Source organism: Thalassospira sp. CH_XMU1448-2 (assembly GCF_037027285.1).
Taxonomy (GTDB): Bacteria; Pseudomonadota; Alphaproteobacteria; order Rhodospirillales; family Thalassospiraceae; genus Thalassospira; species Thalassospira profundimaris_C.
The window spans coordinates 121,130-146,656 of sequence record NZ_JAYMEA010000005.1; the positions used below are offsets into that span (position 1 = coordinate 121,130).

Below are 25,527 nucleotides of genomic sequence, written 5' to 3' on the forward strand. Positions count from 1 at the left end.
AACGTCATGGAATTCTTTACGCAACTCGCTGACTTTTTCCGCCCGCTATGGGGTTTGTGGCTGATGCTGTTGTTCAGCGCGATTATTGCCTGGGTCATGTGGCCAAGCAAAAAGCGCAATCAGGACATGGAAGCACACGCCCGAATTCCGTTGCAGGATCAGGATTAAGGGGAGAACTGAGCAATGTCGACAAAAGTCGAGAAAGATCAAGTGTCCGGGCGTGAGACCACCGGCCACGAATGGGATGGCATCAAGGAGCTCAATACGCCTTTGCCATCATGGTGGGTCTATGTCTTCTGGGTCACCGTCATCTGGTCGATCGGTTACTGGGTAGTTTACCCGTCCTGGCCGACCGCCAACGACTATCTCAAGGGGATGTTTGGTACCACCAACCGTACCCAGCTGCATGAAACCATGAACAATGTTGCCGCAGAGCGCGCACCATACATGGAACGCCTTGCAGCACTGGATGTTTCGGAAGTCGTCAATGACGCCGAACTCCTGAATTTCTCCATGGCAGGCGGCAAGGCAATCTTTGCTGACAACTGCGCACCGTGTCACGGCACGGGTGGTTCGGGCAATCCGGGCTTCCCGTCCCTTCAGGATGATGCATGGCTTTGGGGTGGCTCGCTTGAAGCGATCAACGAAACCATCCATGTTGGTGTCCGCTGGGACGCCAATGAAGACACCCGCATCAATGACATGCCGGCTTTCGGACGTGACGAACTGCTTGAACGGGATCAGATTGACGATGTTGTTCAATATGTTCTGAACTTGACCAACAGTGCGACCGACAGTGCAGCTGCCCGTCGCGGTGCCGTTGTCTTCGAAGAAAACTGCGCATCTTGCCATGGTGATGATGCCAAAGGCATTCAGGAACTTGGTGCTCCGAACCTGACCGATGCGATCTGGCTGTATGGCGGCGACAAGGCCACCATCACCGAAACCGTAACCAATTCTCGTCGCGGCGTCATGCCCGCATGGGAAGGGCGTCTTGACGAAGAAACCATTAAGATGCTGACGGTTTATGTCCACTCACTGGGTGGCGGCCAGTAAGCCGATAAATATCTGCGAAAAAGGCCCGTGATCATTGATCACGGGCCTTTTTTCTTTCGTAATTGCAGCGGTAACCGCCCGGAATCGTCGGGAACAGAGGTTACACCGTCGCCTTTTGGCTCCTGGCCGCATGCACCGCCAGCTTTTGCAGCGTCTGCGCCCCGTATTCGACAGCGCCAAAGCCGATGACAATGGCTCTGCGCGATGCACTTGGATGAAGTTGCCGCAAAGTGACAACCGTTTTCCCGTTGTCCTGTTCATCAAACGTGGCAAGCAGCCGGAAACGATCCGGATCATCATCAATATCCGAACCATGGATCGCCTCGATCATGAATGGGGGCTCAATCCGTACAAATTCCATCCGGTTCGAATATCGCGTGCCATCCGGTGCAACCATGTCAAATCGCCAGACACCACCGCTTCGAATGTCGATTTCATGTGTTTCAAGGCGCATTCCATCCGGCCCGAACCATTTCACGATTTGCGCAGCATCAGACCATGCGCGAAAGGCAAGCTCCATTGAAGCATCAACAACCCGGGCCAGCACGATCTCCCGATCCAGAGGCCATCCTTGCCAGTCCGAAACGTCATCGGTTCTGCGTTCAGTCATCGGTCTGCTCCTTTTTCATTGTTTCAAGATGCGTCTCGAACCTGTCAAGCCGGGCTTCCCATTCCTTGCGATGTGAAGACAGCCAGTCCTCTGCCTCACGCAGCGTCGTCGGGTTGAGTGCGCAAATACGACTACGTCCCTCACGGTGCGACACAATCAATCTGGCATTTTCCAGAATCCCGAGATGCTGGGTAAAGGACGGCAAAGCCATTTCAAATGGTTTGGCGAGCTCCGACACAGATGCAGGTCCCTGACTAAGCGCCTGAATAACCGCACGCCTTGTTGGATCCGCAAGTGCATTGAAAGTTGTTTCGATAGCTGGATTGTCGTTCATCATGTCGCACACCATAGGAGAGTTCATTACTTAGGTAAATACCTAAGTAATGAACTCTCCACGCACACCCTGCCGGGACGACATTTCATCTAATATCGGAGCGCAAATTGATATGTGTCATGGTGTGATTTCCAAGCGTCTCGTATTTTTTTGCCTGAGATTTGAATAATTAGAGTTTGCTCTGCAAAGTTGCCGGAAACTGAAAACATCCTGACAACGGGAACAACTGGCGGCTCGCCGCACCGAGAGCAGTTGTCCAGGCACGAGCAATAACCAGGTAGCGAACGTGGCCATGTCCAATTTGCAGCATCCCGATGTCGATCCGGCCTATGTCATTGAAGACGATGATCGCGATCAACCGCTTTATAAAACACGCGACAAGGTCTATCCGAAACGCGTCTCCGGCCGGTTCAGAAACCTGAAATGGTTTGCGCTGGTCACCTTGCTGGCAATTTATTGGCTGATCCCCTGGATCCGCTGGGATCGTGGTCCGAGTGCCCCGGATCAGGCTGTGCTGATCGACATGGATCTTGGCCGTGCCTATTTCTTCTTCATCGAAATCTGGCCGCAGGAAGTCTATTACATCACCGGCATTCTGATCATGGCCGCCATCGGGCTGTTCTTGGCAACATCCCTGTTCGGACGTATCTGGTGCGGATATGGCTGTCCGCAAACCGTCTGGACCGACCTTTTCATGCTGGTCGAACGTTACATTCAGGGTGACCGCAATGCGCGCATGCGTCTTGATCAGTCAAAATGGACGTTCGAAAAACTCTGGAAAATCGGCGCAACCCATCTGGCCTGGATTGCCATTGCCATGGCAACCGGTGGTGCCTTTGTTCTTTATTTCAACGATGCCCCGACCGTGATCACCGACGTCTTTACCGGTCAGGCAAGCCTTGGCGTTTATGTCACCATCGCGTTTCTGACCGGCTCGACCTACCTTCTTGCCGGTTGGGCCCGCGAACAGGTTTGCACCTATATGTGCCCCTGGCCGCGTTTCCAGTCCGCTATGCTTGATGATGAAAGCATGATCGTCACATATGAAGGATGGCGCGGTGAAACCCGAGGCCCGCTCAAGCGTAAAAACCTGACCCGTGGGGAAGTTCCCGAGACAGGCCACTGCGTTGACTGCCATGCCTGTGTCAATGTCTGCCCGACAGGTATTGATATCCGCGACGGTTTGCAGATGGAATGCATTGGCTGCGGCCTGTGTATTGATGCCTGTAACGACATCATGGACAAGGTCGGGTTCCCGCGTGATCTGGTGCGGTTTGACTCGGTTCAGAACACCCAGCTTCGCGCCCAGGGCAAAGCCACCCGCGTTCGCATCATTCGCCCGCGCACCATTTTCTATACGATCATTCTGGCTCTGGTCGCATCGGTGATGGCCTTCGGGTTACTGAACCGCTCGGTTCTTGAACTCAATGTTCTGCGTGACCGCAACCCGCTTTATGTACCCTTGTCTGATGGCGATGTTCGCAACGGCTATACCGTCAAAGTGCTGAACAAGGAACAGGCCACCAAAACCTACCGGTTGACCGTGACCGGCCTTGATGTATCTGATTTCCAGGTCATTGGTCAGACACCCAATCAGCAGGGTACTTTCGATCTTGAAGTCGCCCCTGACCGGGTCGGCAGTTTCCGTGTGTTTCTTGCCGCGAGCCCGTCAGCCCTTGACGGCGAGGCCACACCGTTTGAATTCACCGTGACCGATCAGGAAACCGGAAATTCGGAAACATATGATACAGTATTCGCTGGCCCCAAAACCGGCCACTGATCGTGCAAATGCTTTGGCACAGGAAAGACACGCAATGGCAACGCATATGACCACGCCTTCTTCCACCCGGAATGGCCCGCGCAAGTCGGACCGCTGGATCCCATGGTATTTTGTTGGCGGCTTTGCCGTCATGCTGATTGCCAATATCTCGCTGATCACCTTTTCAATGACCAGCTGGAACGGACTTGTGACCAAGCATGCCTTTGAAGAAGGCAACAATTACAATGCCGCCATTTCCGGCGCAGCCCGTCAGGCCGAACTTGGCTGGCGGAGCAAACTGACCGTTGGTGGCGTCATCAATCAGGCGGGTACCGTCACAGTCCTTTTCCGCGACAAGGAATCCCGACCGATCAGCGGGGCCAGGATGTCGGTGGTCATGACCCGTCAGGATCGCGACGATTTGGACCAGACCGTACCCTTGGCTGAAATCGCACCGGGCGAATATCGCGCAAGCGTAGAAATCCCGGTTTATGGTCGCTGGCAAGTTCGGACCATTGCCCATGCGATGGGTGATGACTACCAGATGCTTGAGAACGTCGTCATCAATCCATGACCCAATCCGCCCTTTGCCGTCATTGTCAGGAACCGGTGACCGCCGCGTCACCGGCCGGTCCTGATTTTTGCTGTTCAGGCTGTGCAGGGGCTTATGAGCTTCTTGGCGAATTGGGGTTGTCTTCCTATTACAAACGCCGTGCAATCGATCCGAAAATCCGCGCTCTTCGCCCGGACGAGGAACCCGTTGGCAGTTTAGATTTTACCGAACTGACCAGCACCGACAATGAAGGCACCCATCATCTTAACCTGATGGTTGACGGCATTCATTGTGCGGCCTGTGTCTGGCTGATTGAAACCCTGCTTCAACGCAACGAGGCCGTGATCAGGGCGCGGGTCAATATGACAACCCGGCGCCTGCGACTGAGCTGGCAGGGCGACAAATCCGATATCGGTGCCATCGTCGCCCCGGTTCTTCAGATGGGCTATCGCCTGATCCCGTTTGACCCGGCCGCCCTTGAACAGGCAACAGTGTCACGCAACAAGGAATTGCTGCGTTGTCTGGCCGTTGCCGGGTTTGCAGCAGGCAATGTGATGTTGCTGTCGGTTTCGGTATGGGCCGGATATTTTCAGGGCATGGGCGGGGCCACCCGCGACCTGTTTCACTGGTTGTCCGCGTTAATTGCACTTCCGGCTGCCGCCTATGCCGGCATGCCGTTTTACCGTTCTGCAATCGGGGCGATCCGCAATCGCCGGGTCAATATGGATGTGCCGATCAGCCTTGGAGTGATCCTTGCACTGGGCATGAGCCTTGCCCAAACCATCCGAAGCGAACCGCATGCCTATTTCGATAGTGCCATCACGCTTTTGTTCTTCCTGCTGATCGGGCGGTATCTTGATGGTCGCGCCCGTGGACAGGCCCGGTCCGCCGCCGAACATCTGTTATCTCTTAATGCCCGGTCCATCACCGTGATTGATGATGATGGTACGCGACGTCTGATTGCCCCTCACAAGGCCGAACCGGGTATGGTTGTTCTGGCCGCAGCCGGCGAACGCATCGGCATCGACGGCGAAGTCATCGACGGCCAGTCCGATATCGACACCAGCGTCATTACTGGCGAAAGCATCCCTGTTCTGACCCGGCCGGGTAAAACGGTGTTTGCGGGCACCACCAACATTTCCGCACCATTGCGTATTCGTGTCACAGCAACCGGTGGCAATACCTTGCTGTCCGAGATTGTCCGACTGATGGAAAATGCCGAACAGGGGCGTGCGAAATATGTCGCCATTGCCGACCGGGTTGCCAAATCCTATGCACCGGTGGTTCATTTCCTGTCATTGGCGACCTTTGCCGGATGGTGGTTGATTGGCGGCCTGCCCTGGCAGGATGCCCTGATGAACGCGATTGCGGTTCTGATCATTACCTGTCCCTGTGCCCTTGCCCTTGCCGTTCCTGTGGTTCAGGTCATTGCAACCGGTCGATTGCTGCGTGCGGGTATTCTTGTCAAATCGGCAACCGCCCTTGAACGCCTGACCAAGATCACCGGTATCATCTTTGACAAGACCGGGACGCTTACCACCGGCAAACCCGAACTCGTCAGCCAGACCGATCCGGATGCGCTGGAACTTGCCGCCCAGATCGCCGCCAACAGCAACCATCCCCTGTCACGTGCACTGGTCCGCGCTGCTGGCAATGTAACACCTTGTCCCAATGTGACCGAACAGCCCGGCCTTGGCCTGACCGCGCAAGGCCCGTCGGGACCGGTCCTGCTGGGTAGCCGGACATTTTGCAACATTGCCGAAAATGCCGATTTGCCATCCGATATTACCGGCCCGGAATTGTGGCTTGCCGAACCGGGGAAATCACCGGCACGTTTTGTTTTCCGCGATACACCGCGCAATGATGCCGATAGCGTGATTGAAACCCTGCGTGCGCGCGGGTTTGATATGACATTGCTTTCGGGGGATCGCAGCAGCACGGTGCGCCAGCTGGCCGAAACACTTGGCCTGCGGGACTGGCATGCCCGTATGTCACCAACCGACAAAGCCGCCTTTGTTCAAGCCCGTGCCGATCACGGCAAACATGACCTTATGGTTGGCGATGGCATCAATGATGCCCCGGCCCTTGCCTGCGCCCATGCCTCGATGTCCCCTGCTACTGCGGCCGAGATTTCGCAAAATGCCGCAGATATTGTCTTTCAGGGGGACCGACTGGGTGCGGTGATCGAGGCCATTGATGTCGCGCGCAAGGCTGACCGTCTGGTCCGACAGAACTTTGCCCTGTCCTTTGCCTATAACCTGATCACGATTCCGCTGGCGGTTTCGGGATTTGTCACGCCATTGATTGCCGCAATCGCCATGTCGTCGTCTTCACTGATCGTGATTGCCAATGCCTTGCGCCTGCATGCAAAATCGTCCAAACCAGATGACCATGGGTTCAAGGTACACCCGCAAACATCCCAACAGGCAGGAGCCTAATGGCATGAGCAACCTTCTTCTTCTGATCCCGATCGCTTTGTTTCTGGGGCTTTTGGGCCTTGGTGCGTTCCTTTGGTCGCTGCGTTCGGGGCAGTTTGATGATATGGAAGGGGCTGCCAATCGCATCCTGTTTGACGACGATGATGAAGCACTGGCGCACAAATCCAAGAAACTCAAAAAAAATGATAGTTAGAATAGCTTGAAACACACCTATCTGTTCGCATAGATTAACCCGATATAATGTCTCGACTCACCAGCATCGGAGTCTGCGATGGCAGTCCGCCCCCAACTTTGCGAAGCCTGTTCTATCAAGGACTTGACCTTTTGCTCGTCATTGCACGGGGCTGAACATGATCAGTTGCGCCAACTGCTGACCCACGTCCAGTTTGATTCGCACAGCACCATCTTCCACGAAGCAGAGGAAGCCGACTACGTTTTCAACGTCACGTCCGGCTCTGTGAAGCTCTATAAATTGCTGGGTGATGGTCGCCGACAGATCACCGGCTTCCTGTTTGCCGGTGATTTTCTGGGATTGGCGCTGAATGCCAATTACAGCTACACCGCCGAGGCGATTGAACCGGTAACGGCCTGCCGTTTCCCGCGGACCAAGCTTGAAAAACTGTTTGATCAGTTCCCGCATCTGGAAAAACGCATGCTGGGCATGGCTGTGGACGAACTCGCCGCAGCCCAAGATCAGATGCTGTTGCTTGGTCGCAAGACCGCCAAGGAAAAGGTCGCATCCTTCTTGCTGATGCTGGCCCGCCGTCAGGAACATCGCGGTGAAAACACCGATATGATCAATGTCCCGATGAGCCGGTCCGACATTGCCGATTATCTGGGCCTGACCATTGAAACCGTGTCGCGCACCCTGACGCAATTGCGCAAGGAAGCAACGATTTCACTCAAGGATAACCGCCATATCGAGGCCGTCGGTCTTGATATGCTCGAAGACCTTGCCGAAGGCCTCTGAGCTTTTTGTGCAACCGCACAATAAGACCCTTAACGTGCCTGAATTCAGATACGGACAAAGCATGAATTCGGCCAATTGATAAACTATTGGCCGAATTGCTTATTTCGCGATTGCGAAAAAATATTTCCCGAATACCGTCATCATATTGTAAACATGACGGCACGCTCGACACAGATCGGGCAGCCAATTCCGGTCGAACCGGGGGAGAAACGTCATGAGTGCCACCACTAAAAAGATGGGCCGGACCTCCGTCCCTGAACTTCGTGCCCGCAAGGGTTCTGAACCCATTGTCTGCCTGACCGCTTACACCATGCCGATGGCTCAGCGTCTTGATGAACATTGCGACCTTTTGCTGGTCGGCGATTCATTGGGCATGGTTGTTTATGGCATGGACAGCACGCTTGCTGTGACCGTCGATATGATGATCAATCATGGCAAGGCGGTTATGCGCGGCTCGAAAAATGCCTGCGTTGTCGTTGACCTGCCGTTCGGCAGCTATCAGGAATCCAAGGAACAGGCCTTCCGTACGGCATCGCGCATTCTGGCCGAGACCGGCTGCGCTGCCGTCAAACTCGAAGGCGGTGCCGAGCTTGCCGAAACCATCGCATTCCTAAGCCAGCGCGGCGTTCCCGTCATGGCCCATATCGGCCTGATGCCCCAGCAGGTCAACACGATGGGCGGCTTCAAAAGCCAGGGTCGCGGTGATGAGGCTGCTGAAAAGGTCGTCAATGACGCCATCGCGGTTGCGAAGGCCGGTGCCTTTTCCGTCGTGATCGAAGGCACGGTTGAAGCAGTTGCTCGCCGTATTACCGAAACCATTGATATTCCGACCATCGGGATTGGTGCATCGGTGGCCTGCGATGGTCAGGTGCTTGTGACCGAGGACATTCTTGGCCTGTTTTCCGATTTCACACCGAAATTCGTCAAACGCTATGCCAATCTCGGGGATGCAATCTCCGAAGCTGTTGGCACCTATGCCAGCGAAGTGCGCAACCGTCAGTTCCCGGCGGATGAACATTGCTTTGGTGTCCCCAATAAGGGTAAGTTGCGCGCGGTCTGAGAACCATTGGTTCTGACCGCCGCGATTTCTTGAAATTTCGATACGACGATCACGATGTCCCTTACGACTGTTCACACCGTCGCAGATTTGCGCGCGACTGTTGCCGACTGGCGCGCACAAGGCCTGCGTGTTGCCTTGGTTCCAACCATGGGCGCGCTGCATGATGGCCATATCAGCCTGACGCACCTTGCCCGTGAACATGCGGATCGCGTGATCGTGTCGATTTTCGTCAATCCGACCCAGTTCGGACCGAACGAGGATTTCGGGGCCTATCCCCGCACCCTGCCTGACGATCAGAAGCTTCTTGATGCTGCCGGGGTCGAGCTTTGTTTTGCCCCCTCGGTCGAGGAAATGTATCCCGACGGCTTTGCCACCAAGGTCAGCGTCGATGGTGCCATGACCAATGTGCTTTGCGGCGCATCCCGTCCCGGTCACTTTGACGGGGTTGCGCAGATCGTTACCAAGCTGCTGCTGCAATCCCTGCCCGATTGCGCAATTTTCGGCCAGAAAGACTATCAGCAACTGATGGTCATCCGCCGGTTCGCAGCCGATCTCAACATCCCGGTCGACATCATTGGTGCCAAAATCCTGCGCGAAGAGGATGGTCTGGCCATGTCATCGCGCAACCGGTATCTGTTGCCCGAAGAACGCGCTGTCGCCCCGACCCTGAACCGGGTTCTGGCCGACATTACCGCACAGGCGGCAAAGGGTGCCGCCCTTGCCCCGCTTCTTGCCAAGGGGCGCGAAGATATCCTTGCTGCGGGCTTTGCACCGATCGATTATCTTGAAGTCCGGGATGCGGAAACGCTTGAACTGGTGAATGATACCGTCAAGAAACCGGCACGCATCTTTGTTGCTGCCCGTCTTGGCAAGGCACGCCTGATTGATAATCATGCGATTATTCCGGGTGGTTCCGCGGCCTAAACATCTGGTTGGGACCACCTTGCCCTCATCAGAATCAGCGATTGGGTGCGAATTGACTCGAAAAGCGCAGAACATCGCGCTTTTGCGCCCGATTGCGCTTGACTCCTTACCCCCGATCCAATAAACCCTCCTCACCAACGGTCGCCCAAGGGGTGACTCCCCCAGTCCTCGAGTTTTCGAGCACTGGGTTTTAGTTTTTTGTGCGTACTCGGTGGAAACACCGGCAACACAGACGGGATTTGGAATGTTTGAAGGACTAAGCGATCGCCTTGGCGGAGTTCTCGATAAGCTGCGCAAACGTGGCGCGCTGAAGGAATCCGACGTCAAGGAAGCCATGCGCGAAGTACGCGTCGCCCTGCTTGAGGCTGACGTTGCGCTGCCGGTCGTCAAAGCCTTTATTTCCAATGCCACCGAACGTGCGGTTGGTCAGGACGTTCTGCGCTCGGTCACCCCGGGCCAGATGGTCGTCAAGATCGTCCATGACGAACTGAAAAACATGCTGGGCGAAGGCGAAGACATCAATCTTGCCGCCACCCCGCCGGTTCCGATCCTGATGGTTGGTCTTCAGGGTTCGGGTAAGACCACCAGTTCTGCCAAGATCGCGCTGCACCTGACCAAGAAGCGCAACAAGAAAGTTCTCCTGGCATCGCTCGATATCTATCGTCCGGCCGCACAGCAGCAGCTGAAAATTCTGGCCGACGATAACGGTCTTGGCGTTCTGCCGATCGTTCTGGGTGAAAAGCCGGTTTCGATTGCCAAGCGCGCGATGGATACCGGTCGCAAGGAAGGCTATGACGCGGTCATCCTTGATACCGCCGGTCGTCTGCATATCGACATGGAACTGATGAGCGAAGTCGCCCAGATCCGCGATGCAGTCAACCCGGTCGAGACCCTTCTGGTCACCGATGCGATGACCGGTCAGGACTCGGTCAATGTGGCCAAGGAATTTGCCGACAAGGTCGGTATCACCGGTATCGTTCTGACCCGTATTGACGGTGATGCACGTGGTGGTGCGGCCCTGTCGATGCGTCAGATCACCGGCTGCCCGATCAAGATGATCGGTGTCGGCGAGAAAATCGACGAGATGGAAGCTTTCCATCCGGATCGTATTGCCAACCGTATTCTGGGCATGGGCGACGTTGTCAGCCTTGTCGAGAAGGCGGCTGAAACGATCAAGGCCGAAGACGCCGAGAAAATGGCGAAGAAGCTGCGTAAGGGTCAGTTCGACCTGAACGATCTTCTCGCACAGCTCAAGCAGCTTCAGAAGATGGGTGATCTTTCCGGCATCATGGGGATGCTGCCGGGCATGGGCGCGCTGAAAAAACAGATGTCGCAGACCAAGCTTGATCCGAAACTTCTGACACATCAGGAAGCGATCATCCTGTCGATGACGCCGAAGGAACGTGAAAACCCGGCCCTGATCAAGGCATCGCGCAAAAAGCGTATTGCTGCGGGTTGCGGGCTCAGCGTTCAGGATGTGAACAAGCTGCTCAAACAATACCAGACCATGTCCACCATGATCAAAAAGATGGGCAAGATGGGTAAAAAGGGTCTGTTTGGCGGTATGCCGAAAATGGATCCGGCAATGCTCGAGGGCGGCGATATGCCGGACCTTGGCAATCTGCCAAAAGGTTTCCCCGGTGGTGCAGGCGGCTTGCCGCCCGGTCTGCCGGGATTGGGAGGCGGCGGTGGCCTGCCTCCGGGATTCCCGGGGTTTGGCAAAAAGAAATAGCCAGATCCCAGGTTCTTAAACGGGTTCTCAAGAATTCCTCTTAGGAACCGAAACGGCCCACAAGGCCGGATGACTACAAGACTAAGCGAATAGGCCCCAAGGGGTCCTGATTTAAGACTACAAACCCAAGCTGAAAGGAACTTATCCGAATGGCTGTCAAGATTCGTCTTTCCCGTGGCGGTGCCAAAAAGCGTCCGTACTACCGTATCGTAGTTGCTGACGCCCGCGCTCCGCGTGACGGCAGCTTCATCGAGAAAGTCGGTACCTATGATCCGATGCTCCCGAAGGATGCTGGCAATCGCGTTACCTTCAAAGAAGAACGCATTAAATATTGGCTGTCTGTTGGCGCACAGCCGACCGATCGTGTTGCACGTTTCCTGGGCAAAGCTGGCCTGGCCGATGCGTTCAAACCGACCGAACAGCCGCAGAAGTCTGCTCCGAAAGCGAAAGCTCAGGAACGTCTTCGTGAGAAAGCTGAAAAAGCTGAAGCTGCTGCTGCCGCTGCTGCGGAAGCCGCTGCCGAAGCAGCAGCACCTGCTGAAGAAGCTGCAGGCGAGTAATTCGCTGAAAGCACGCTTTGATCAGATACCGGAAACTTGTGAACCGAAATGGCTGATACCCGCAAATCCAAGAACGACGAAGCTTATGTCTGCGTCGGCATGATCACCGCCCCGCACGGGGTGCGTGGTGCCGTGCGCGTCAAAAGCTATACCGTCGACCCGGATAACCTTGTCGGTTACGGCCCGTTGTTCGACGCAAAAGGGCATGTGAAATACAAGCTCTCGCCCGTTGGACATGTCCGCGACCAGCTGATCGCCAAGATCGAAGGTGTGGACGACCGGGACGCCGCCGAACGGCTGCGGGGAACCAAGCTTCATGTACCGCGGACGGCACTGCCCGAAACGGAAGATGACGACGAATTCTATCTTGCTGACCTTGTCGGTCTGAAAGCCTTCCACATTGATGGATCGCTGTTCGGGACCGTACGTGGTGTGGCTGATTTTGGCGCTGGCGACGTAATCGAAGTCGCGCTCGAAGAAGTCCGGGGCAAGGTTGTCGTGCTTCCGTTTACCAGGGAAGTTGTTCCCGATGTGGTTCTTTCGGAACGCAAACTGGTGGTAAATCCGCCCGAGGGGCTACTGCAGGACGAGGAAGGACCCGGCAATCGCAGCCGTCGTCCCAACAAACCCCGCAAGGACTCTCAGGCCGACCGCGATTCTGATGCCGTCACTGCCGATGCAGTAGGCGCGGAAACCGCGACCGGCAGCGGGAAGGAGGCCTGATCGATGTCTGTGTGGCAGGCAAAAGTTGCAACCCTGTTCCCGGAAATGTTTCCGGGCGTGCTTGGACAGTCTCTGGCTGGCCGTGCGCTTGAGAACGGGATCTGGTCGCTTGATGTCAAAGACATCCGCGATCATGCAACCGACCGCCACCGCACTGTAGACGACAATCCCTTCGGGGGCGGGGCCGGTATGGTCATGCGCCCGGATATTGTCGACGCCGCCCTGCGTGAGTTGCGTGCAGATGCACCGAACTTGCCGCTGATTTACCTCAGCCCGCGGGGAAAAGTGCTGAACCAGAAACGTTGCCGTGAACTGGCAGCAGGTCCTGGTGCCATCCTGCTTTGCGGTCGTTACGAAGGTATCGACCAGCGGGTTCTGGATGAACATCAGGCCGAGGAAATCAGCATCGGTGATTACATCCTCATGGGCGGCGAACTGCCGGCCATGGTCCTGATTGAATCGTGCATTCGCCTCATCGAGGGAACAGTCAACAAGACTGAATCCGTCGACGAGGAAAGCTTTGAAACCGGGTTGCTTGAATATCCGCATTACACGCGCCCGGCCAATTGGAACGGGCGTGACGTGCCGGAGATCTTGCTTTCCGGACATCATGCCAAGGTACAAGCCTGGCGGCATGCACAGGCAGAAGAAATTACTCGTGAGCGACGCCCGGACCTTTGGGACCAGTATGTCGCAAACGGGAACATCAAAGAGGGTTAAACCATGACCAACATCATCCAGCAGCTCGAGAATGAGCAGCTCGACAAAATCGTTGCGCAGCGCGAAGTTCCGGAATTCGACGCCGGTGATACCGTTCGTGTACACCTGAAAGTCGTTGAAGGTACCCGTGAGCGTATCCAGCAGTTCGAAGGCGTTTGCATCGCCAAGAAGAACCGCGGCCTGAACTCTTCCTTCACCGTGCGTAAAATCGCATCGGGCGAAGGCGTTGAGCGTATCTTCCAGTCGTACTCCCCGGCCATCGACAAAATCGAAGTCGTTCGCCGCGGTGACGTCCGTCGCGCGAAACTGTACTACCTGCGTGGTCGTACCGGTAAGTCTGCACGTATCGCCGAGCAGACCACTGGCCACAAAGGCAAACTGACCGCAGCAGAACGCGCGAAGAAGTAATTCTCCGCCGTTTGGCTATGTCAGACGAAAAGACGGGCTCACCTTCGGGTGGGCCCGTTTTCTTTTGTCTGTTCCGACAGGGTGCCAAGGGAAAGAAACAGGCAAATACACGCTATGATTGCATTATAGCGAATCGCCGAAAATCCGGACCGGCAATCCTGACCCGCAGAAACCATACCATATTCCGATCAGCTTTTTTTATATCAGATATCCCTAACCTATATCGATTTCCGGTGATTTGGCTACTCAGGGATGCTGTATTTTTTGTGATTCAATTTCCGGATGCAAATCCGGGAAAAACACGCGCCCCATGCCTTGCGATTTAAAGGCTTGAGTGTATAAAGGCACTCCCGCGGCACAAACAATCAAACCCGCGTGGTTCTGGATAATAAAATTTCGCAAATCGGGTCAAACCGGTTGCGCCGGAGAAACCGCCAAGCCCGCCCGCCGATACCGGCATCAAGACTTGCGCACATTTCTTCGCGAAACTCCGGACCACTCAGACGGACGGTTGTTGCTGCTCAAAAGATCGATGTTTTATGAGGAGGTCGAGATGGGTCAACCTAAAACCCTTTTTGACAAGATTTGGGAAAGTCATGTGGTCGATACGCAGGATGATGGCACCTGCCTGCTTTATATTGACCGTCATCTCGTCCACGAAGTAACCAGCCCGCAGGCGTTCGAAGGTCTTCGCAATTCCGGCCGCAAAGTGCGCCATCCCGAGCTGACCCTTGCGGTTCCGGATCACAACGTTCCGACGTCTGATCGTACCCAGGGCATCAAGGAAGAAGACAGCCGCATTCAGGTTGAAACCCTTGACCAGAACGCCCGCGACACCGGCATTCATTACTTCCCGATGAACGACCTGCGTCAGGGTATCGTTCACATTGTCGGTCCGGAAGAAGGTTTCACCCTGCCGGGTGTGACCATGGTTTGTGGTGATTCACATACTTCCACCCACGGGGCATTCGGTGCGCTGGCATTCGGTATCGGCACGTCCGAAGTCGAACATGTTCTGGCAACCCAGACCCTTGTTCAGAAACCGGCCAAGAACATGCTGGTCAAGGTCGAGGGCGATCTGCATCCGGGCGTGACCGCCAAGGACATCACTCTTGCCATCATCGGCCGCATCGGCACCGCTGGCGGTACCGGCTATGTCATCGAATATGCAGGCTCGGCAATCCGTTCACTGTCGGTCGAAGGCCGCATGACCGTTTGTAACATGTCGATCGAAGGCGGCGCACGTGCAGGCCTGATCGCACCGGACGAGAAAACCTTTGAATATATCAAGGGCCGTCCAATGGCACCCAAAGGTGCCGCATACGAACAGGCTGTTGAATACTGGAAGACCCTGCCGTCTGACGAAGGTGCTCATTACGACAAGATCGTCGAGATTGATGCCACCGAAATCGTCCCGCAGGTTACCTGGGGCACAAGCCCGGAAGACGTCGTCCCGGTTACCGGTGTTGTTCCGGCACCGACCGATGCCAAGGATCCGGGCAAGCAGAAAGCCATCGCGCGTTCGCTCGAATATATGGGTCTGACCGCTGGCACCCCGATCGAGGAAATCAAGATCGACCGCGTCTTTATCGGTTCTTGCACCAACGGTCGTATCGAAGACCTGCGCGCTGTTGCCGAAGTGGCCAAGGGCCGCAAGGTTGCCGCATCGGTCAATGCGATGATCGTACCGGGTTCTGGTCTGGTCAAGGAACAGGCCGAAGCCGAAGGTCTGCATGAGATCTTCATCGAAGCCGGTTTTGACTGGCGCGAACCGGGCTGCTCGATGTGTCTGGCGATGAACCCGGACCGTCTGGCACCGGGCGAGCGTTGCGCTTCGACCTCGAACCGTAACTTCGAAGGCCGTCAGGGCCGTGGTGGTCGTACCCACCTCGTCAGCCCGGCCATGGCAGCAGCTGCTGCTATCACCGGTCATCTGACCGACATTCGTAAACTCGGTTAAGGACAGTTCCCATGGCCGACACTGCATTCATCAATTTCCGCGAAAGCGCACCACGTCTGGGACGTGCCCCTGTGCTTGAGCAGCTCCTGCCGCAGCTGACCGGGATCAACCTTCCCGATTTCGTCGCGCAGGAACTCGATGCTACCGAAGAATTGATCGAAGCACTGGGTCTGGCCTGGGAAACTGGAAGCAAGGGATAAGACAATGGATAAATTCACCAAGCTCACCGGTGTTGCAGCACCGCTGCCGATGATCAATGTCGATACCGACATGATCATTCCCAAACAGTTCCTCAAAACCATCAAACGTTCGGGCCTTGGCAAGAACCTGTTTGATGAGATGCGTTACGACGACAATGGCAACGAGATCCCTGATTTCGTTCTCAACAAGCCGGCTTATCGCAATGCCCAGATCCTTGTATCTGGCGATAACTTTGGCTGCGGTTCGTCGCGTGAACACGCACCCTGGTCGCTGCTTGATTTCGGCATTCGCTGCGTAATCGCACCAAGCTTTGCCGACATTTTCTATAACAACTGCTTCAAGAACGGCATCCTTCCGATCCGTCTGCCGCACGAAGATGTCGACAAGCTGATGGCCGATGCAGAACGTGGTTCCAACGCCACCGTGACGATTGACCTTGAAAAACAGGAAATCACCGGTCCGGACGGCGGTTGCATCAAGTTTGAAGTCGAAGAATTCCGCAAACATTGCCTGCTGAACGGTCTCGACGATATCGGCCTGACCCTGCAGAAAGGCGATGCCATCAACGAATTTGAAGCCAAACGCGCGGCCTCGCAGCCCTGGCTGTCGCTCTAATTCAAAAAGGGGTGGCGAACGGTTGCGTTTGCCACCCCTTTTCTATCGTTACGGGGTGAGCGGCCCCGAAAATATCTGGGAAGGATTCTTTTATGACCACCACCAAAAAAGTACTGATGCTGCCGGGCGACGGAATTGGCCCGGAAGTCATGCGTCAGGTTCAGCGCGTCATGGACTGGATGGCCAAGAAGCGTGATGTGAACTTCGAAATCACCGAAGGCCTGATTGGCGGCGCATCGATCGATGCGCACAACAACCCGCTGACCGACGAAACCCTTGCCGATGCAATGGCAGCTGATGCGGTTCTGCTCGGTGCTGTTGGTGGTCCGAAATGGGACAACCTTCCGTTTGATATCAAACCGGAACGCGGTCTTCTGAAAATCCGCAAGGAAATGGGCCTGTTTGCCAACCTGCGTCCGGCACTGGTGTTTGATGCACTTGTTGGTGCATCAACCCTGAAAGAAGACGTGGTCAAGGGTCTGGATATCATGATCCTTCGCGAACTGACCGGCGGCATCTATTTCGGCCAGCCGCGTGGCATCGAAGAACGCGACGGCGTTCGTTATGGCTACAACACCCTGGTGTATTCCGAGCCCGAAGTAGAACGCATTGCGCGCGTTGCTTTTGACATGGCCATGAAACGTGACAAGCGTCTGTGCTCTGTCGACAAGGCCAACGTTCTGGAATCCACCGTTCTGTGGCGCGAAGTTGTTGAACGTGTTGCCAAGGACTTCCCGGAAGTCGAAATCAGCCATATGTATGTCGATAACGCTTCCATGCAGCTGGTTCGTAACCCGAAACAGTTCGACGTGATGGTCACCACCAACATGTTCGGCGACATTCTGTCTGATTGCGCGGCCATGCTGACCGGATCGCTTGGCATGCTTCCGTCTGCATCGCTTGGTGCAGCAGACGCTGACGGCAAACGCAAAGCCCTGTATGAGCCGGTACACGGTTCGGCTCCGGACATTGCCGGTCAGGACATTGCCAACCCGCTGGCAACCATCCTGTCCTTTGCCATGATGCTGCGTTACTCGTTCGATATGGGCGATGATGCAACCCTGATCGAAACCGCTGTTCAGAACGTCCTGAAGGGCGGGCTTCGCACCGGTGACATCATGCAGCCGGGCATGGCCAAAGTTTCGACCACCGTCATGGGTGAGTCGCTGATCAACGAACTCGACAAACTTGTCTGATCTGTCGTTCTGATCTCGAAATTGAAAAGGCCGGGGTTCATTCCCCGGCCTTTTTGTTTGTCAGATCAATCTCGGTTGCATCGGCAATCACCGCGTTGAACCGTTCGAGCTTGTCGGGATTTCGATGGACAAACAGATCAACAATCCGTCCGTCGCGCTCCGACGCGCTGATCCCGGTTACAATCATGTCGTTCAACTGCATCAGAAGCCAGCATTCACCCTCAATGGTGATATGGAACACACGTTCGCGCGGATCACGCTTGCCCCAAACCCCGACGAAGAACCGGGAAACATGATCAGCCCCGAATAACGGATTGGCGGTTGCCTGTGCCTTGCCACCACCATCGGAATGCAGGATCACATCCGGAGCCAGCTGACTGACCAGCTGACGGATATCACCCAGACTAAGTGCCTTGATAAAGGCTTCTATTTTCGGCTGTTCCCATATCCGCCCTGCCGGATCGGGGGTGGCATCGCGTTCGCTGTCGCGTTTCATCTTGCCGCGCGCCCGAAACAGGATTTGCCGTGTATTGTTGGCAGTCCGTTCGATCACAGGTGCGATATCGTCATGGGACCAGTCAAACACTTCATGCAGGACAAGTGCGACCCGCTCGATCGGTGTCAGACGTTCAAGCATCAATAAATAGGCCTGCCCCAACCCGTCCTGTTCAATCAGATTGGCTTCGGCCTTGGGGGGCTCGGACGGCATCCAGGGTTCGGGCAACCAGTTGCCGACATAATTTTCGCGTTGTCGCCGGGCCGATTTCAAAACATCGAGACAGATATTGCTACAGACCCGCACCAGCCAGCCGGTCGCATCACTGATGATGTCATGGTCCTGCTTGCGCCAGCGCAGCCAGACATCCTGAACTGCATCCTCGGCATCGGCATGACTGCCCAGCATCCGATAGGCCAGTGCCGTCAGTCGTGCCCGGTGCTGTTCAAAAATCTGATCCGACATTTTGGGTCCATCAAACGGGTAAAGCGGCACAGGTTCACCCTGTGCCGCGCAAAAAGGTTTCGTGGTGCTGTTCATCCTGCCCGATGGGCGATGATCTTGCAAAGAGGCGATATCATCATCGACCTCCTTGCGCAAAGGCCCCCGCATCATGCAAATTCGTGCTGGGCAATTCCCAGACGGTTCCAGGCATTCATGGTCGAAATGATGCAGGTCAGCTCGGAAACTGCATCCGCTTCAAAATGTTCGACAAGCTGACGATGGGTTTGCGCGATGCGTTCCTGACTTTCAACCCTGGTCAGGCATTCCGCCCAGTCCAGCGCTGCCCGTTCGGCATTGTCAAATCCCTCTGCTGCACGCCAGACCGGCAAAAGAGCCAGTTTCACCGAATCTCCGCCATGTTCGGCAAAGCTTTTTGAATGCATGCGCAGGCAATAGGAACATTGATTGATCTGCGACACACGACACTCGATCAGATCACGCAACACGGCCGGGATTTTGGCGTTGTCACCAAGCGCTGTCGCAAGGGCAAGCATCGGTTTGAACAGGGACGGGCTGGCTTCGGGGAATGAAAAGCGGCTCATGACAAATCTCCTTGTGGAATACGGGATCATCTCCCTTCTGCCCACAAGGACGAAACGCGGATGGACCGCGTTACACGACCACACGTTTTTTTCGATATTTTTTGTAACCGGCTACGTTCTGTTCTGAAAACCTAGACCAGACCAAGATTTTCCATGGCACCTGCCACCTGCTCATGCATCACCCAGTTCCAGTCCTCACCATCCGATTGCTTGCCATCTGCAAGGGTAAAGATCGCGGCAAGATAATCACTGACATCGGTTTGGCAGATCGGCAGTCCGGCAGCTGTCGATATCTTGGCTGCCAGACGACCATATTTCTTAAGCCCCATCCGGCATCCGAAATGCCCGACGGTTTCGGCCAGTTCAAGTCCGGTTATTTCCCGCCCCGGCGCCTTTGCATGGGCGCGCAGCATATCGCGTTCACAGCTTGAAAGTTCGATTGCGCTCAATGCGCGTATATAGTCCTCGACCTGACCGATATGCGTAGCACCCGTGATCACAGACACGTCACGGGCACGCTGATTACGATCGTCCCGGTCCATCACTTTAAGCATGTCGTTTCCTCCCGACAAAATGACCGGTTAGTCGTTTTTTACATCTGTCGTGCCGGTCGACCACGCGATGTATATTGGATTTTGATTTGGCTGTTAAAACCGCCAGGGCGGGAAACCTTCGTTTCCCGCCCTGTGACATCAGGCATATTCAAAGCCCGGCTTGGTAAAGACAAACTGGCCGACCCGCATGCCGCCACCGCCCTCGGAATCGTCAAAGGCATTTATGCAACCCGCCAGATAGAACTCCCACATCCGCCGGAATTCCTCATCATATTTGGTCGGGTCCAGTTCGTCGCGCACCGCCCGGAAGCGTTCCCGCCATTCGACAAGGGTCCGGGCATAGTTGCGACCGGGGTGGAAATGCGATGCTTCAACCATCAGCTTGGCATGTTCAGCCGCCTCAATCACTTCATGCACTGCCGGGATATAGCCACCCGGAAAGATATATTTATCAATCCAGGGCGATGTGAATTCCGCGCGCGGCTTGATGATGGTGTGAATGACCGCCCGCCCACCAACCTTAAGCAGTTCACCAACCTTTTCGAAATAGGTTTTGAACTGATGGCGCCCGACATGTTCGAACATGCCGACCGAAACCACGCGATCATATTTACCGGCATTGGCATCGGCAAACACCCGATAATCCAGCAGATGATAATCAAGCCCGGCCTTGGCATTGTCGCCCAGCTCTGCGCGCTTCTCCTGCGCCCAGTTATATTGCTCGGTCGATAATGTGATCCCGTGGACTTCGGCACCGGTTTCACGATGGATGAACCGGCTCAGTCCACCCCAACCACACCCGATATCGACAATCCGCAAACCCGGTTCGTTGATTTTCAGGCGCTGGGTGGTCAGGCTCATTTTGCGGTGCTGGGCTTCTTCAAGCGTCTGCGCACCATCATCCCAGAAGGCACATGAATATTGCATCTCCGGATCAAGAAACCGGGTGTAAAGATCATTACCGATATCATAATGATGGCGCACCCGCTTGGAGGCGGCCTTGACAGTGGTGAACTGTGCGATCTGGAATTTAAGCGCCTGCAGTTTTTCAATGAAGGTGCCAAAACCGCTTGAGGAATGCCCGCCTTCAAAATTCAGGCGCAACACCCGGATCAGGTCTTCCATTTCGCCGCTGACGACATCAAAGCCGCCATGCATATAGGCTTCGCCAAATCCCGGATCGGGACTTAGCGCCATTTTAAGGGTATTGGCCCAGTCGGGTACGGTCATCCCGGCCCTTGGCGGCGCGCCATCCCCCAAAACGACTTCATGCTTGTCATCGACGCGAAAAACCAGTGTTCCGCGCGTTACATGTTCCCGAAAGAAATCGAGAACCTTTTTTTGTGTCCAATCCAAACTCATCGGGTACGTCATCAGGCCGTCCTTTTTGCAAAAGTCGGAATATTGATCGCCCCATATGCAGTCACGCTGCATATCTGTATCGAACCCTGTTCAGGATCGCTCTATCTTGCCGTTCGGAAGGTCTTAGATGGTGGCTGCGGCTACGCGATGCGGACCAAGCCGAAAACAGGAATCAACCAAGCAGGATGCAAAACGATTCTGATTTCGGGTTCGACACATGAACCCCACTGACGATTTTGCCAGATTTTTTTGCGATCTCAAGTAGTAATCGCATCAGCCATATCAAGGATACGCTTGCGCAATTGCTTTGAAAGCCTTACATCTCGCCGCAGATTATCCGAAATTATCCACAGGCATGTGTCCTGCGCCGTCCGAACCATAACGCGGATTTTCCACGTCGGTCCGGGTCTGGCCACCATGCCCACAAGACTGAAAAGAGGCACCTGATGGGCTACAAGATTGCCGTTGTCGGCGCGACCGGAAATGTCGGGCGCGAAATGCTCAACACCCTTGCCGAACGTAAGTTCCCGGCCGATGAAGTCTTTGCACTGGCATCGTCGAAATCCATCGGGCGCACCGTCGGCTATGGCGAAGATGACGAGATCAGTGTTCTTGATGCCGCAACCTTTGATTTCTCGCGCGTCGATATCGCCCTGTTCTCGGCCGGTGGTGAAACCGCCAGGAAACTGGCCCCCAAGGCGGCCGAAGCAGGCTGCGTTGTCATCGACAATTCAAGCTATTGGCGCATGGAACCGGGTGTTCCGCTGGTCGTGCCCGAGGTCAATGGCGATGCACTGGCCGGATACGCCAAAAAGAACATCATCGCCAATCCGAACTGCTCGACCATTCAGATGGTTCTGGCCCTTAAACCGCTTCATGACATCGCCACGATCAAACGCATCGTTGTTGCGACCTATCAGTCCGTGTCGGGTGCCGGTCGTGCCGCCATGGACGAGCTGTTTAACCAGACCAAAGGCATCTATGTGAATGACCTTCCCAAAAAGGAAGAATTCACCAAACAGATCGCCTTTAACGTCATCCCGCATATCGACAATTTCATGGATGATGGCGCGACCCGCGAAGAATGGAAAATGTCGGTCGAAACCCGCAAAATCCTTGATCCGGAAATCGCCGTTCATGCGACCTGCGTTCGCGTCCCGGTCTTTGTCGGTCATGGCGAAGCGGTCAATATCGAGTTTGAAAAACCGATCACCGTCGAAGAAGCCCGCAAGGCAATGAAAGACTTCCCGGGCGTTTCGGTTGTCGATTACCGCCAGGACGAAGGCTATGTCACCCCGCAGGAAGTCCAGGGCGAAGACAATGTCTTTGTCTCGCGCGTGCGCAAGGACCCGACGGTCGAGAACGGCCTGTCGCTGTGGTGTGTTGGCGATAACCTGCGCAAGGGCGCGGCCCTGAACGCGGTTCAGATTGCCGAAAAACTGGTCGCGGAATTCCTGCCCAGGAAATAAGGCAGACCAACAGTTTCATCTTCAAAACCCGCCCGTCACAAGGCGGGTTTTGTCGTTTATAGACATATGGATGCTGGTAAGAGTTTCCAAAAGGCGCTAGGGAAAAGTATAAGACTTCAGGGAAAAATAATCCGTCACACACCGGCCATATCCGGGACGGGTGACGCGCAAAAAGACATATCGGGGGACTCGGATGGTAAAACGAACCCGCAAGGAAGCGGCCCGTCTGGATGAAGCAGCCCGCGCTGGCTGGCTTTATTATTGCGCCGGCAATACGCAGGACGAAATCGCCCACAAGCTTGGTGTTTCGCGCCCGACCGCGCAACGACTGGTCTCGGCTGCTGTCAGCGAGGGCCTTGTGAAGGTTCGTCTTGATCATCCGATCACCCGTTGCATGGAACTGGGCCGGGCCATCTGCGAGAAATACGGACTGGCCAATTGCGATGTCGTGCCGACCGATCCCTCTGCGCCCGAGGCAATGTTTGGCATGGCGCAGGCCGCGGCAAACTATCTTGAACGCACCTTGCAATCGACCGATCCCAAAATCATCGCCCTTGGCACCGGACGGGCCATGCGCGCCATGGTCGATGAAATCGGCCGGATTGACGGAAGCCATCACAAGATCGTCTCGCTGGTCGGCACCATCGCCCATGACGGGGCGGCAAGTTTCTATGATGCGGTCACCGATCTTGCCGACCGCACCCGCGCGCCGCACTATCCGCTGCCGATCCCGGTCATCATCGAAGACCCGAAAATGCGCGAACGCATGCAAAAGCAGCCGCCGATGGACAATATCCTAAAGCTCGCACGCGAAGCCGATATCCGCTTTATGGGTGTCGGGCATCTGGGCGATGACGCGCCGCTTCATATTGACGGGTTTATTTCAAAGGATGAACTGACCTCCCTGCGCGACAGCGGTGCGATTGGCGAAGTCATCAGCTGGTCCTTTGATCAGGACGGCAATATCCTTGATCATCCGGTGAATAATTGTGTGACCAGCGCGCCCGCCTGCCAGCCGGCAACCAACACCATCGCCGTTGCCAAAGGGGCCAAAAAGGTCGCAGCGATTCGGGGGGCCATGCGCGGAAAGCTGATTTCGACCCTGATCACCGACGAGGCAACAGCTGAATCTTTGCTGCGCTAGCACGCCTGCGCAAGTCTGCAACAATCCAGCATAAAACCACCCTGCCAGATCTTCTGGCAGGGTTTTGTTTTGTGCGCCGCAAAAACGATTTCGTTTGACAAGATGAGGTAAAATTGAGTGAATGCTCATTACCTGAACAAATGATCAAGACGGGCAACCCAAGTTGCCCAACGGGTAGACAGTCCTTTTGGGAGGAAATATGAAACGCGTAATGGGAGCAGCGCTATGTGCGCTGTTGGCTGGCGGTATCGCACACGCCAATGCCGAAACGAAACTGACCATCGCAACCGTCAATAACGGTGACATGATCCGCATGCAGAAGCTGACGGATGATTTCACCTCCAAAAATCCGGACATCTCGCTTGAATGGGTCACGCTGGAAGAAAACACCCTGCGTCAGCGCGTCACCACTGATATCGCCACCAAGGGCGGTCAGTATGACGTCATGACGATTGGCACCTATGAAGTGCCGATCTGGGCTGAAAAAGGCTGGCTGGCACCGCTCGATCAACTTGGCCCGGACTATGATGTTGATGACATCATGCCCGCCATCCGTTCCGCAGTATCCAAGGATGACGCACTCTATGCTGCACCGTTCTACGGTGAAAGCTCGATGATGATGTATCGCAAGGATCTGTTTGACGCGGCCGGCATCACCATCAATGGTCGCCTGACCTGGGATCAGACCCTTGAGATCGCCAAAAAACTCCACAAGCCCGACGAAGGTGTCTATGGCATCTGCCTGCGTGGCAAGGCTGGCTGGGGTGAAAACATGGCGCTGATCACCACCATGGGCAATGCCTATGGCGCGCGCCTGTTTGATGAAAACTGGAACCCGACCTTCGATAGTGCCGAGTGGAAAGCGGCCCTGGACATGTATACCAATATCCTTGGTAACTATGGTCCTCCGGGCGCGACCTCGAACGGCTTTAACGAAAACCTGTCGCTGTTCAACTCGGGCAAATGCGGCATGTGGATTGATGCAACGGTTGCGGCATCCTTCGTAACCAACCCCAAAGAGTCCAAAGTGGCCGACAAGGTCGGCTTCACCGAAGCTCCGTGTGCGGCAACCTGCACCGGCGCCAACTGGCTCTGGGCCTGGAACCTTGGCATTCCGATGGGGTCCCAGAAAGTCGAAGCCGCCCAGAAATTCATCGCTTGGGCGACCTCGAAAAACTATCTGGAACTGGTAGCGTCGAAAGAAGGCTGGGCGAACGTACCGCCGGGCACCCGTATGTCGCTGTATCAGAACCCGAAATATCTCGAAGCCGCACCGTTTGCTGACGAGACCCTTCTTGCCATCGATAGTGCAGACCCGATCAACTCGACCATGAAACCGAAGCCCTATGTTGGTGTCCAGTTCGCTGCGATCCCGGAATTCCAGGGCATCGGCACCACGGTCGGTCAGCAATTCTCTGCTGCTCTTGCCGGTCAGATGACTGTCGAACAGGCTCTTGCCGCTGCACAGTCCGGTACCGACCGCACCATGCGTAAGGCTGGTTACTACTGATGCACCTCAGGCCGGATTTCATTTTATCGCACATCTGAAATGATTTCTGGCCTGCGCCTCCTTGACCTGATGAACTTGGGGCGGTGGTTGCAAAACGCACCGCCCTCTTTCCATCTGGAATAGGATC

The 25,527-nt window shown here is 55.4% G+C and carries 27 protein-coding genes; 21 read left to right on the top strand and 6 right to left on the bottom strand.

The genetic code is table 11. The features are described 5' to 3' along the window. Window positions 1–6: 6 nt before the first annotated feature. Window positions 7–168: a cbb3-type cytochrome c oxidase subunit 3 gene (locus WA318_RS17145; RefSeq protein ID WP_114097078.1), complete on the top strand. Its 162-nt coding sequence runs from the start codon at window positions 7–9 to the stop codon at window positions 166–168. Between the two features lie 15 nt (window positions 169–183). Next, window positions 184–1,056 (top strand): cytochrome-c oxidase, cbb3-type subunit III, encoded by an 873-nt coding sequence (gene ccoP / locus WA318_RS17150; protein ID WP_114097077.1) that lies wholly within the window; start codon window positions 184–186, stop codon window positions 1,054–1,056. A 100-nt stretch (window positions 1,057–1,156) separates the two neighbouring features. On the opposite strand, the gene WA318_RS17155 is transcribed toward ccoP, so the two are convergent. Beyond that, on the bottom strand, window positions 1,157–1,666 hold the full coding sequence (locus WA318_RS17155; protein WP_336083100.1) for an SRPBCC family protein: 510 nt from the start codon (window positions 1,664–1,666) through the stop codon (window positions 1,157–1,159). Beyond that, window positions 1,659–2,003: an ArsR/SmtB family transcription factor gene (locus WA318_RS17160; RefSeq protein ID WP_336083102.1), complete on the bottom strand. Its 345-nt coding sequence runs from the start codon at window positions 2,001–2,003 to the stop codon at window positions 1,659–1,661. The genes WA318_RS17155 and WA318_RS17160 overlap by 8 nt, the downstream gene beginning before the upstream one ends. Before the next feature lie 289 nt (window positions 2,004–2,292). On the opposite strand from WA318_RS17160, the gene ccoG reads away from it, so the two are divergent. The 16 genes from ccoG to leuB all read left to right on the top strand — a co-directional run bounded on the left by ccoG (window position 2,293) and on the right by leuB (window position 17,819). Continuing rightward, a complete protein-coding gene (ccoG, locus tag WA318_RS17165; protein WP_336083104.1) occupies window positions 2,293–3,780 on the top strand; it encodes a cytochrome c oxidase accessory protein CcoG in 1,488 nt (495 codons plus the stop codon). A 34-nt stretch (window positions 3,781–3,814) separates the two neighbouring features. Beyond that, complete coding sequence (locus WA318_RS17170; RefSeq protein WP_336083107.1) at window positions 3,815–4,333, top strand: FixH family protein; 519 nt, start codon at window positions 3,815–3,817, stop codon at window positions 4,331–4,333. Next, window positions 4,330–6,750: a heavy metal translocating P-type ATPase metal-binding domain-containing protein gene (locus tag WA318_RS17175; RefSeq protein ID WP_336083110.1), complete on the top strand. Its 2,421-nt coding sequence runs from the start codon at window positions 4,330–4,332 to the stop codon at window positions 6,748–6,750. The genes WA318_RS17170 and WA318_RS17175 overlap by 4 nt, the downstream gene beginning before the upstream one ends. A 4-nt stretch (window positions 6,751–6,754) precedes the next feature. Then, complete coding sequence (ccoS, locus tag WA318_RS17180) at window positions 6,755–6,943, top strand: cbb3-type cytochrome oxidase assembly protein CcoS (protein WP_114097073.1); 189 nt, start codon at window positions 6,755–6,757, stop codon at window positions 6,941–6,943. A gap of 78 nt (window positions 6,944–7,021) precedes the next feature. Continuing rightward, window positions 7,022–7,720, top strand: a complete 699-nt coding sequence (locus WA318_RS17185) for a cyclic nucleotide-binding domain-containing protein (protein ID WP_114097072.1) — start codon at window positions 7,022–7,024, stop codon at window positions 7,718–7,720. Window positions 7,721–7,934: 214 nt separating this feature from the next. Then, complete coding sequence (gene panB / locus WA318_RS17190; RefSeq protein WP_114097071.1) at window positions 7,935–8,780, top strand: 3-methyl-2-oxobutanoate hydroxymethyltransferase; 846 nt, start codon at window positions 7,935–7,937, stop codon at window positions 8,778–8,780. 54 nt (window positions 8,781–8,834) lie between these two features. Beyond that, window positions 8,835–9,704 (top strand): pantoate--beta-alanine ligase, encoded by an 870-nt coding sequence (gene panC, locus WA318_RS17195; RefSeq protein ID WP_336083113.1) that lies wholly within the window; start codon window positions 8,835–8,837, stop codon window positions 9,702–9,704. A gap of 244 nt (window positions 9,705–9,948) precedes the next feature. Continuing rightward, the gene (ffh, locus tag WA318_RS17200) at window positions 9,949–11,436 is read left to right on the top strand and encodes a signal recognition particle protein (protein ID WP_336083115.1); all 1,488 of its coding nucleotides are present in this window, start codon (window positions 9,949–9,951) and stop codon (window positions 11,434–11,436) included. Window positions 11,437–11,585: 149 nt separating this feature from the next. Beyond that, entirely contained in the window at window positions 11,586–11,996 is a 411-nt protein-coding gene (rpsP, locus tag WA318_RS17205; RefSeq protein WP_114097069.1) for a 30S ribosomal protein S16, read from the top strand. A 48-nt stretch (window positions 11,997–12,044) separates the two neighbouring features. Further along, window positions 12,045–12,719: a ribosome maturation factor RimM gene (gene rimM / locus WA318_RS17210; RefSeq protein ID WP_114097068.1), complete on the top strand. Its 675-nt coding sequence runs from the start codon at window positions 12,045–12,047 to the stop codon at window positions 12,717–12,719. A gap of 3 nt (window positions 12,720–12,722) precedes the next feature. Then, a complete protein-coding gene (gene trmD / locus WA318_RS17215; protein WP_114097067.1) occupies window positions 12,723–13,439 on the top strand; it encodes a tRNA (guanosine(37)-N1)-methyltransferase TrmD in 717 nt (238 codons plus the stop codon). A gap of 3 nt (window positions 13,440–13,442) precedes the next feature. Further along, window positions 13,443–13,847, top strand: a complete 405-nt coding sequence (rplS, locus tag WA318_RS17220) for a 50S ribosomal protein L19 (RefSeq protein WP_068519851.1) — start codon at window positions 13,443–13,445, stop codon at window positions 13,845–13,847. A 553-nt stretch (window positions 13,848–14,400) separates the two neighbouring features. Then, complete coding sequence (gene leuC / locus WA318_RS17225; RefSeq protein WP_114097204.1) at window positions 14,401–15,807, top strand: 3-isopropylmalate dehydratase large subunit; 1,407 nt, start codon at window positions 14,401–14,403, stop codon at window positions 15,805–15,807. An 11-nt stretch (window positions 15,808–15,818) separates the two neighbouring features. Next, complete coding sequence (locus tag WA318_RS17230; RefSeq protein ID WP_114097066.1) at window positions 15,819–16,007, top strand: hypothetical protein; 189 nt, start codon at window positions 15,819–15,821, stop codon at window positions 16,005–16,007. A gap of 4 nt (window positions 16,008–16,011) precedes the next feature. Continuing rightward, window positions 16,012–16,623 (top strand): 3-isopropylmalate dehydratase small subunit, encoded by a 612-nt coding sequence (gene leuD / locus WA318_RS17235; protein WP_114097065.1) that lies wholly within the window; start codon window positions 16,012–16,014, stop codon window positions 16,621–16,623. Window positions 16,624–16,715: 92 nt separating this feature from the next. After that, a complete protein-coding gene (leuB, locus tag WA318_RS17240) occupies window positions 16,716–17,819 on the top strand; it encodes a 3-isopropylmalate dehydrogenase (RefSeq protein WP_336083124.1) in 1,104 nt (367 codons plus the stop codon). Between the two features lie 37 nt (window positions 17,820–17,856). Here the strand turns inward: leuB and sigJ are convergent, their stop codons facing one another. The 4 genes from sigJ to WA318_RS17260 all read right to left on the bottom strand — a co-directional run bounded on the left by sigJ (window position 17,857) and on the right by WA318_RS17260 (window position 21,277). Further along, window positions 17,857–18,780, bottom strand: coding sequence for an RNA polymerase sigma factor SigJ (gene sigJ, locus WA318_RS17245; protein ID WP_336083126.1), 924 nt, complete (start codon window positions 18,778–18,780; stop codon window positions 17,857–17,859). 146 nt (window positions 18,781–18,926) lie between these two features. Further along, complete coding sequence (locus tag WA318_RS17250; RefSeq protein ID WP_336083128.1) at window positions 18,927–19,361, bottom strand: carboxymuconolactone decarboxylase family protein; 435 nt, start codon at window positions 19,359–19,361, stop codon at window positions 18,927–18,929. Between the two features lie 131 nt (window positions 19,362–19,492). Continuing rightward, window positions 19,493–19,915 (bottom strand): hypothetical protein, encoded by a 423-nt coding sequence (locus WA318_RS17255; RefSeq protein WP_336083130.1) that lies wholly within the window; start codon window positions 19,913–19,915, stop codon window positions 19,493–19,495. A 138-nt stretch (window positions 19,916–20,053) separates the two neighbouring features. Then, window positions 20,054–21,277: an SAM-dependent methyltransferase gene (locus tag WA318_RS17260; RefSeq protein ID WP_114097202.1), complete on the bottom strand. Its 1,224-nt coding sequence runs from the start codon at window positions 21,275–21,277 to the stop codon at window positions 20,054–20,056. 446 nt (window positions 21,278–21,723) lie between these two features. On the opposite strand from WA318_RS17260, the gene WA318_RS17265 reads away from it, so the two are divergent. The 3 genes from WA318_RS17265 to WA318_RS17275 all read left to right on the top strand — a co-directional run bounded on the left by WA318_RS17265 (window position 21,724) and on the right by WA318_RS17275 (window position 25,400). Beyond that, a complete protein-coding gene (locus WA318_RS17265) occupies window positions 21,724–22,746 on the top strand; it encodes an aspartate-semialdehyde dehydrogenase (protein ID WP_114097061.1) in 1,023 nt (340 codons plus the stop codon). A 193-nt stretch (window positions 22,747–22,939) separates the two neighbouring features. Then, window positions 22,940–23,890 (top strand): sugar-binding transcriptional regulator, encoded by a 951-nt coding sequence (locus WA318_RS17270; protein ID WP_114097060.1) that lies wholly within the window; start codon window positions 22,940–22,942, stop codon window positions 23,888–23,890. Between the two features lie 199 nt (window positions 23,891–24,089). Continuing rightward, the gene (locus WA318_RS17275) at window positions 24,090–25,400 is read left to right on the top strand and encodes an ABC transporter substrate-binding protein (protein ID WP_114097059.1); all 1,311 of its coding nucleotides are present in this window, start codon (window positions 24,090–24,092) and stop codon (window positions 25,398–25,400) included. The last annotated feature ends 127 nt before the right edge of the window (window positions 25,401–25,527 follow it).